The organism is Coleofasciculus sp. (assembly GCF_046565525.1).
GTDB lineage: Bacteria > Cyanobacteriota > Cyanobacteriia > Cyanobacteriales > Coleofasciculaceae > Coleofasciculus.
Window position 1 is genome coordinate 1 of sequence record NZ_JBKHUP010000190.1, and the last position, 7,901, is coordinate 7,901.

9 protein-coding genes are annotated in these 7,901 nt (G+C 45.0%); 6 read left to right on the forward strand and 3 right to left on the reverse strand.

The features are described from left to right. Positions 1-403 precede the first annotated feature (403 nt). Positions 404-535 (reverse strand): hypothetical protein, encoded by a 132-nt coding sequence (locus ACLGGO_RS34440; RefSeq protein ID WP_446422693.1) that lies wholly within the window; start codon positions 533-535, stop codon positions 404-406. Positions 536-563: 28 nt separating this feature from the next. On the opposite strand from ACLGGO_RS34440, the gene ACLGGO_RS34445 reads away from it, so the two are divergent. Then, positions 564-998: a hypothetical protein gene (locus ACLGGO_RS34445; protein ID WP_446339466.1), complete on the forward strand. Its 435-nt coding sequence runs from the start codon at positions 564-566 to the stop codon at positions 996-998. 214 nt (positions 999-1,212) lie between these two features. Then, on the forward strand, positions 1,213-1,704 hold the full coding sequence (locus tag ACLGGO_RS34450; protein WP_446355475.1) for a YajQ family cyclic di-GMP-binding protein: 492 nt from the start codon (positions 1,213-1,215) through the stop codon (positions 1,702-1,704). Between the two features lie 121 nt (positions 1,705-1,825). Here the strand turns inward: ACLGGO_RS34450 and ACLGGO_RS34455 are convergent, their stop codons facing one another. Beyond that, a complete protein-coding gene (locus ACLGGO_RS34455) occupies positions 1,826-3,277 on the reverse strand; it encodes a glycoside hydrolase 100 family protein (RefSeq protein ID WP_446422688.1) in 1,452 nt (483 codons plus the stop codon). Between the two features lie 399 nt (positions 3,278-3,676). On the opposite strand from ACLGGO_RS34455, the gene ACLGGO_RS34460 reads away from it, so the two are divergent. Further along, positions 3,677-4,252: a PEP-CTERM sorting domain-containing protein gene (locus ACLGGO_RS34460; RefSeq protein WP_446422689.1), complete on the forward strand. Its 576-nt coding sequence runs from the start codon at positions 3,677-3,679 to the stop codon at positions 4,250-4,252. Between the two features lie 204 nt (positions 4,253-4,456). On the opposite strand, the gene hemL is transcribed toward ACLGGO_RS34460, so the two are convergent. Beyond that, positions 4,457-5,758, reverse strand: coding sequence for a glutamate-1-semialdehyde 2,1-aminomutase (gene hemL, locus ACLGGO_RS34465; RefSeq protein WP_446335029.1), 1,302 nt, complete (start codon positions 5,756-5,758; stop codon positions 4,457-4,459). Positions 5,759-5,966: 208 nt separating this feature from the next. On the opposite strand from hemL, the gene ACLGGO_RS34470 reads away from it, so the two are divergent. The 3 genes from ACLGGO_RS34470 (at position 5,967) to ACLGGO_RS34480 (ending at position 7,720) form a co-directional block, all read left to right on the forward strand. Then, positions 5,967-6,482 (forward strand): hypothetical protein, encoded by a 516-nt coding sequence (locus ACLGGO_RS34470; RefSeq protein WP_446422690.1) that lies wholly within the window; start codon positions 5,967-5,969, stop codon positions 6,480-6,482. Positions 6,483-6,577: 95 nt separating this feature from the next. Further along, positions 6,578-7,237 carry a nitroreductase family protein gene (locus ACLGGO_RS34475; RefSeq protein ID WP_446422691.1) on the forward strand — a complete coding sequence of 220 codons (660 nt, stop codon included), beginning with the start codon at positions 6,578-6,580 and terminating at the stop codon, positions 7,235-7,237. Positions 7,238-7,267: 30 nt separating this feature from the next. Continuing rightward, a complete protein-coding gene (locus tag ACLGGO_RS34480) occupies positions 7,268-7,720 on the forward strand; it encodes a secondary thiamine-phosphate synthase enzyme YjbQ (RefSeq protein WP_446422692.1) in 453 nt (150 codons plus the stop codon). The last annotated feature ends 181 nt before the right edge of the window (positions 7,721-7,901 follow it).

The following is a 7,901-nucleotide window of genomic DNA, read 5'->3' on the forward strand; positions in this document are numbered from 1 at the left end:
GTATTGATGAGAGTCAATACTTTAAGGCTTCTGGATGAATGAAGAATCCCCCGTGTTTTCAACCGGGGGAGTGTCAACCCAGCAGCATTTGATGATATTCCAGAAGCCGATAGAATCTGCCAGTTAATGAATGATTCCAGCATTCAGTTCAGTATTTATGAGATTAGAGTCCAAGGGTCTCTACAGCCGTCTTACCGTGGCAAAAGAACTGTAACTTCAGTTGATCCAAATCACCCATTTAACCCAACCGTCTTCTTCTTTTTGCTAGCGGCGTGTTTTGCTATCATCATTGTTCTATTTTGGACAAATAGCTGAATCTTATTATGTCCGTCTAAACAGTTATCATGTCCTTCTACCTTGCCCTTGCCACCTTGCGCCGTCTCTTCAGGCGGCGCTGGGTATGTTACTTAATCCAACGCCAGTTATACCGATTCCATTCATAAATCCCCTGAATCTCATACTCCATGCCATGATCAAAGCGCACAATACGGACGGTTGGCGGCTGGATTCGCGCTATGCTGAGGTATGGAATCACTGAGTTAAGATAATTATTACTATCGGTTATGCGAGTTCAAAGTTGGTTTACTACCGTTACAGTTGCTTGTCTTTTTTGGCTAATCAGTGGGGTCATTGCCCCTGCCGCGTTTGCCTTCGTTCAGGTTGAACTGTCTGATCTGTCTTACCAAGAATGTCCCTCCAAGTTTTCAGAAGGGTTGGTCACGCCCGGTTCCCTCCAAGCTGCCAATTGCTACATCATTACAGGCAAAGCCATCAACAAGTCAGGTAAACCCGTGATCAACGCTGACATTTTTGGTCGAATCTACGATGCCAATCATAATCCCGTCTTTCAAAATCGTACCCGGCTCGGTGCCATTGATGAAGTCCCACCGGGCGTTAGTGATTTTGAAGTGCGAATTACGGTTTCGGCTAATCAGCCAACCCCGTTGCAGCTTGAACAATTCAAAGCCTCCGGTTTTACGGGTAAAGTCCGCCGCTAAAAGCCTGTTGACTTTCATTGATATTTAACCCCTGTTTTCTCCTCTCCCGCCTGTTGCGCCGTCGGGACACGACACTGTCGTGTCCTGCTCACCCACTCCCAAGCTTTTGGCGGAAGATAGGACGATGATGAATCACATTAGATGTTGAAAGCTGCTAGGTTTAGCGGTATAAGGAAATAACTGTACCTTCTGAATGCGCTCACATCTTTAGATTATGGCTTCAACCTATTCATTTGATATTGTCAGTGATTTTGACCGACAAGAGTTAGTGAATGCCTTAGACCAAACCAATCGCGAAATTAGCAACCGTTATGACTTGAAAGACACGAAGACAACCCTTGACTTGAGTGATGAGGCAATTACCGTCAATACCGATAGCGAATTCACCCTAGATACCTTGCATAACATCCTGCTCACCAAAGCCACCAAGCGCAACCTCTCCCCGAAAATTTTTGACTACGGTAAAGTGGAATCGGCTAGTGGTAATCGAGTACGCCAAGAAATTAAACTGCAAAAAGGAATTAGCCAAGATCTGGGTAAAAAAATCGCCAAATTGATTCGGGATGAATTCAAAAAAGTACAAGCCTCGATTCAAGGCGATGTGGTTAGAGTATCGAGTAAATCTAAAGATGATTTACAGCAGATTATCGAGCGATTGAAACAAGAAGATTTACCCGTAGCGCTGCAATTTACGAATTATCGATAGAATCCACAAGCTAGCGTAAAGATGTAGGGGCGGGTTTAGGAATTAAACCAGGAAACTCACCTCAAACCAAACAACGAAACCCGCCCTAATCCCAACTCGCATCCATTACTACGAACCCCATCTAATCTATCATTGCGTCTGGATTATCATTAAAACTAATTAAATTCAAATGCTGCGGATTTTGAATCAAATAGTTAGCGACTAAATACCCCGCAATTGTCCAAGTTTGATAGAGCCGCGCCTCTCTACCAATGGTTTCACCCATTTCCCCATCATAATATTCGGGCCACTCATCATCGAGTAAGTATGCCTCCGCCGTTTCAATAGCTTTTTCAGCTAACTCCACTCTCTGCGTTTTTATCGCCGCCGCTGTCAACGACCAAAGTAAAACGGGCCAACTTCCTCCATTATGATACGACCAGGGAATATTTTTTGGGTCACATCCAGTCACCGTTTCCCAATCCCGACCCACAACCGCTGGATAACAGAGTTTCATTGGCATATTGCCAATCAACTTTGACCATTGTATTTCAATTAAATTCATAATGCTTTGCGATTGCTCAGGAGTCGCCAAACCGGAAATAATAGCCAATAAATTCCCCTGACCAAAAAAGCGAAAATCAATCCAACCGACGCCTAAATTCCCCGCTAAATATCCGCCTTTGCGGTTGAGCCAAGGTAAAACCCAATCAGGTACAGACGATTCGTAGATATTAAATTTATTTAACGCCGTTTCTCCAAACTCTTCGGTTTGGTAGCGATAGATTGCCCTCAAGCGTTTGGGGTCTAACCAATACCGTTCTCGAATATAATGGGTGAGCAACTCTAAACGGTGATCAATTTCCCGCTTTTGAATATAGCTTTCGTTTTGCAGGAGTTCATAACGTGCAGCATGTAAAGCCTGATGAAATAAAGCCTGAATTTCTAATGGATGTCCATAAACAGCCATACGACGGTCAATCATAAATGCCGCTTCGGGGACTAATAAGGTAGGCGTCATATCGAAGCGCTGGCTTAAGCAAATATCCAAAATTAACTGGATACCGCGTTGGAATTCCAGGCGATGGACAATACTTTCATCAGGTCGATTGGCTATCTGACACGCCTTTTCATACGCCCGTAAGAGAATAATCCACCACAACCCCGAATCAACAGGCGTGACTCTACCGATTGCCCGTTGACCAAAATCTGGCTCAATATTTTGAGTTGATGTGACTTCAAAACTAGCAGGCATCAAGCCTTCTCCCAAGCGAATCCCATCAATGAGAAGTTCTTTCCCTTGCCAGGTTTGCCTCACTTTGGCAAATAATCCTTCACCCTCTTTTGTCCTTAGTTTATCCGACTGCAAGCCTAGGGTGAATTCCAAGAAGTTGCGGACAATCTCCCGTTCCCCTTGCATGAGGAACGCCAGTCCCGATGGGAAAAAATCGCGGACAAAGCAGTGACCATAATTGAGTTGTTCTTCTTTAGGAGCAGGTTCCTTGGAGGCTACGGTGCCAACAGGCTTTTGCTGATAACTCATGATGGAGAGTTTCAGTCGTTCTTGTGCCGCTTTTACCATCTGGCGATTCATTCACCTGCTCCTATTTATGCTTCTACTTTTTTACCCAGACTCAGTTGCGCCAAAACGGGGTCTTAGTCGTTATCCTTTACGGCTACTATATAGGACATTTTACTCTAGCTTTTGGCGACGTACTTTTGCAGAAAAGTACACCAATATAAATCACACTCTTGCTTGATAATTCTTGCTCCGAGAGTTTCACTCCTGCTGTTACTTAAAGCACAGAATAAAAGTGATGTCAATCACACATTAGGCAGAATCGCGATGTTTATCCTTTGAAAATGTAATACCCTATTCCGCTGAACGTGCTACAGATACGAGGTTAAAAGGTCTGCCCAAAAGTAAAGGATGTATGGCATTTTCAAAAGAAAGGGGTATGAGAATATTTTTAGCTAGCTGGAGTTGGCTTGTATGGATAGCATTTACCAAAACATTGCCGTTGCTACTGTTTCTGCTTTGAGCCTAGTTGCCATTGAAACTAAGGCAGTAGTAGCGGCTACTGTCACCTATGATTTTACAGCAGTGATTACTCGTGATGTCACGGGGGGTTCTCTCGTGGGTCAAAAGTTTAAAGGTTTTTTCAGCTACGATGACTCGACGCTAACAGGAATAGGGCAAGAAAGGTTGGGTGGAGCTGCTGGAGACGTTAAGGGAGTCAAGGTTAGTTTGAATTTTTTAGGTGTCACCTATACAGAAGCCTTGCAGAAGGGAGATTACCCAGTGGTAGATGTAAGATTCGTTGATGGTAAGGTAGACTCTTTCAAATATTTTTTCTTTGACAATCAGGAAAACACCTGGTTTTTACTAGGTGGTAACCATAACACCAATGTTGCTCGCGGACCTGGTGTTGGTCAGGTATCCTACACCTTGCGTCAGGAGGCGACTACACCCGTTCCTGAACCCCTAACCCTCTTAGGTTCAGTAGCAGCATTAGGATTTGGAGTATTGCTCAAGCAAGAACATTCTCGAAAGGATAAAAAAAGTTAACCACTGACTTTACTTTCCAGGGGAAGCCGGAAAACTGCCAAATAGCCAAGGTAATTCTTTTTAAGTAGGGGCAATTTATGAATTGCCCCTACAGGTAGAATACCAATTCGCTAAATGTCTGCCCTATCGCTAGAACGTTATCAACTTTCTGTTGATTCAATTATTTGTGGCAAACTGAAAGCGAAACAGTATCTGTCCTCATCCCTACATACTCGACATGACCTCCCGCGCGGCTTCTAGAGTGCGGTCAATATCCTCATCCGTATGCGCTAATGAGGTAAATCCTGCCTCAAACTGGGACGGTGCTAGATAAATTCCCCGTTCTAACATGCCCCGATGGAAGCGACTGAACTTGGCTAAATCCGATTTTTTGGCATCCTCGTAGTTATGCACAGAACCCACGGTGAAGAACATGCCAAACATGGCACTAATTTGTCCACCACAAGCAGGATGACCCGTTTCTTTGGCGATTTCTAATAACCCGTTGGACAGTTTTTTGGTGATTTTGTCAAGCTGTTCGTAAGTTCCGGGCTTTTGTAGTAACTCCAGGGTTTTAATGCCAGCCGTCATCGCCAGGGGATTACCAGAAAGGGTGCCGGCTTGGTACATTGGACCTGCGGGTGCAACCATGGACATGATATCTTGACGTCCACCATAAGCACCCACGGGTAAACCCCCACCAATCACTTTACCTAATGTAGTTAAATCAGGAGTGACGCCAAATTTTTCTTGAGCGCCGCCGTAGGCAATACGGAAACCCGTCATCACTTCATCAAACACCAAAAGCGCACCGTGTTCGTGAGTGAGCAGGCGTAAGCCTTCCAGGAATCCGGCATCCGGGGGAACGAAGCCAGAGTTACCAACCACAGGTTCGAGAATGACTCCGGCAATACTATCAGGATTGGCTTCAAAGAGAGATTTGACCGATTCCAAATCGTTATAAATGGCAGTCAGGGTATTGGCTGTCGCTGATTTAGGGACACCGGGAGAATCGGGTAAGCCCAGAGTAGCAACCCCAGAACCCGCTTGCACGAGGAGCATGTCAGCGTGACCATGGTAACAGCCAGAGAATTTGATGATTTTATCTCTACCAGTAAAGGCACGCATCAGACGAATGACTGCCATACAGGCTTCTGTACCGGAATTGACAAACCGCACCATTTCGATACTGGGAACGGCTTCAATTACCATGGAAGCTAGGACGTTCTCTAGCACGGAAGGGGCACCGAAGCTTGTGCCTTTTTCCAGGGCGTCGTGCAGGGCACCAATGACCTCTGGGTGGGCATGACCGCAAATTGCAGGTCCCCAAGTGCCAACATAGTCAATGTACTGATTGCCATCGACATCCCAAATGTAGGCGCCCTTAACGCGGTCAAATACAATAGGTTGTCCGCCGACAGACTTAAATGCCCGAACGGGTGAACTGACACCCCCCGGCATCATGTTCTGGGCAGCTTGGAAAATTTCTTCTGATTTCGTGGTTTTCCAGGACGAGGTAGTAACCAAAACTGTCTCCTGTTATTCGATGTTTATCTCTATCAGGATAAAGTTTAGCGGGGATTCGGGAAATAGGGGCGGGGAAGCTGGGGGAGCAGGGGAAGCTGGGGGAGCAGGGGGAGAGCCAAAAATTCTAAATTTTCCTGACATTATCACTGTGTAATGTTAATGATAGTATTGATGTGACGTAAATTAAGTCAAAGGTTGAGGAGAAATCATGAATAAGAATAATCTGCTTCGCAATATTCTCATCGGTACGGGTGTGGCTGCGGTTGGTGGTATTGGCACGAAACTCGCGGTTGATTATTTACGCAACCGAGACCAAGAAGAAGTGGTTGATGAAAGTCAAGAAGAAGCCCAACCCACTTCTGCACAAGAGGTAGCTTATGCGACAGTCGCCACGGATTCGGTACAAAGTTTCCTTGATGCTAGCTTTGGTGATGCAGGTCGTTATACCCCCACTCGTCCACCTAAAGTTTTCGAGTATCAGGGACAACAATATATGGTGATTTGGGCTTACGACAATCAGAAAAATAAAAACCAAATGTTGGCATTTGCTTATACCGATGAAGGGCGAAAAATGATTGCTAGTGTAGGGTATACGGCAAACAATACGGATTATAATGTTAACCTGGGAAATAGCCCCTTTTGTGTTGATGTAAATGGAGAACAAATTACATCAGGACAAGGTGAAACCTCTGGCGCTGAAGAAGTGGACTTTGTTTTAGCCTAAGCTGAATTGAATTAGGTTTAGCATTACCCTTTGTGGTAGGATAAGGTGGTTTAAATAGCCACCTTATTTTAATTTGTCGTTATCCGAAAAACCGAATGACCAACGATTTGCAACCCACCCTGAATGTACAAGCTGCCATTGAACAGCGTCGTGCGGCGCGTTCTTTTCGTCCAGATGCGATTCCAGAGGCTATTCTAACAGAAATCTTTCGTTTAGGCGTGCGATCGCCCTCGGGTTACAATCTGCAACCTTGGCGGTTTGTGGTAGTGCGGGAATCGGCTAATCGGGAAAAACTAAAAGCTTGCGCCTTCAATCAGCGTCAGGTGGGAGAAGCTCCCGTGGTGCTAATTTGTTGCGGCGATCGCCGCATCAACCAAAAGGAGTATATTGAGTCCGTGATTCAACTGGGACAAGCCACAGGTGCAGCCAATGACGCCTATGCTGATATGATGCGATCGGCGATTCCTCAGTTATTTGAAAATAAACCTTCGTTTGACTCCCTAGAAGCCTGGACAAATCGCCATACTATGTTAGCTGTGGCGCATTTAATGATTGTGGCAAAAAGTTTTGGCGTCGATACTTGTCCCATGGAAGGATTTGCCACCGCGCAAGTGAAGGAAGCGTTTAATATTCCGGCGGATGTGGATGTTTGCTGTTTATTGGCGATGGGATATGCGGCTGAACCGTTTAAAGAATACGGGGGACGCTTTGATCTTGATCAGGTTTTTTATCAGGAAACTTTTGGCGAGTCATAAGCTAAGGAAGACATTAGTCACTGGAAACCCATGCCCATTTTGAATAAATTCCTCGAAATCGAAACAGAGCCAGGAATTACCATCTGTAATGTGACGCCTCATATTGAGCAACTTTTGGCAACAACCTCTATTCACAATGGGCAAGTCCTTATCTTTTCTCGCCACACAACCACAGCTTTAGCGATTAATGAAAATGAAGAACGATTGTTAGAGGATATTAAGGTTTATCTAAGAAAATTAGTACCGGAATCCGATCGCTATTTACATAATGATTTGCATCTGAGAGATGTGCCAGACGATGAGCCGATGAATGCTCATTCGCACCTCATGGCAATGACGCTTAGTACCAGTGAGGTAATTCCCGTTGTTGATGGCAAGTTGGCACTGGGAACCTGGCAATCCGTCTTATTTTTTGATTTAGATGGTCCGCGAAAACGGACGCTATTTGTGCAAATTTCTGGAGAGAGGGAATCAGAGTTTTGATCCTTCACTTCCCTCAAAGGCATGGCGCGTGTGTAGGGGCGGGTTTAACTATTATCGTATTATCGTTTTTTACCTCACCCCGATAGGACTAAACCCCCCCCCACCGAGTTTTTTATTTTAAGTTTTTTTAAGTTTTCCGCCTCCCTCCCTTCCCGTATATTTTTCTCTTTTAAACATCTGA

What these genes read in the sequence shown, in the direction of transcription:
- ACLGGO_RS34470 (WP_446422690.1), top strand. Translation starts at nt 5,967, where the DNA reads ATGAATAAGAATAATCTGCTTCGCAATATTCTCATCGGTACGGGTGTG.
- ACLGGO_RS34460 (WP_446422689.1), top strand. Translation starts at nt 3,677, where the DNA reads ATGGATAGCATTTACCAAAACATTGCCGTTGCTACTGTTTCTGCTTTG.
- ACLGGO_RS34475 (WP_446422691.1), top strand. Translation starts at nt 6,578, where the DNA reads ATGACCAACGATTTGCAACCCACCCTGAATGTACAAGCTGCCATTGAA.
- ACLGGO_RS34480 (WP_446422692.1), top strand. Translation starts at nt 7,268, where the DNA reads ATGCCCATTTTGAATAAATTCCTCGAAATCGAAACAGAGCCAGGAATT.
- ACLGGO_RS34450 (WP_446355475.1), top strand. Translation starts at nt 1,213, where the DNA reads ATGGCTTCAACCTATTCATTTGATATTGTCAGTGATTTTGACCGACAA.
- ACLGGO_RS34445 (WP_446339466.1), top strand. Translation starts at nt 564, where the DNA reads ATGCGAGTTCAAAGTTGGTTTACTACCGTTACAGTTGCTTGTCTTTTT.
- ACLGGO_RS34455 (WP_446422688.1), bottom strand. Translation starts at nt 3,277, where the DNA reads ATGAATCGCCAGATGGTAAAAGCGGCACAAGAACGACTGAAACTCTCC.